Consider the following 390-nt stretch of genomic DNA (forward strand, 5'->3'; position numbering starts at 1 on the left):
TCCTGGGGCCGCGGCGAACCGGGCGTCGGCGGACGCAGGTTGTAGTCGGGCGGCATGGACAGCGGCGCGCGCGAGACGACCTTGAACTCGTCAGGCGACTGCTTGGTAAGGCCAAGAGTCTCCTTCACGCCCGAACAGCCGCCGGTCGCCAGCGGCAGGGCCACGGCCAGAGCCGCGATGAGAATCGACGTGCGACGCATGGGAAGAACCCCCTCCAGAGCCAAGGGCAGCTTTTTACCGCGATCCGGGGGCGTCAGCAACCCGCCCCTTGGCCGGTGACAAAGATTTGAAAACAAACGGCTTTTAGGCGCGCTTCCGGCCGCCGAACACGCCGTCGTAGATCAGCAGGGCAACCCCGATGGTGATGAAGCTGTCGGCGAGGTTGAAAGC

1 protein-coding gene is annotated in these 390 nt (G+C 65.4%); it reads right to left on the minus strand.

The annotated features are described in order from the left end of the window. On the minus strand, window positions 1–200 hold a 200-nt coding region (locus tag I6F37_RS44085), incomplete at its 3' end, for a DUF3035 domain-containing protein (protein ID WP_225154998.1). Window positions 201–390: the final 190 nt, after the last annotated feature.

It is taken from the genome of Bradyrhizobium sp. NBAIM08, from assembly GCF_020193935.1.
GTDB classification, from domain to species: Bacteria; Pseudomonadota; Alphaproteobacteria; order Rhizobiales; family Xanthobacteraceae; genus Bradyrhizobium; species Bradyrhizobium yuanmingense.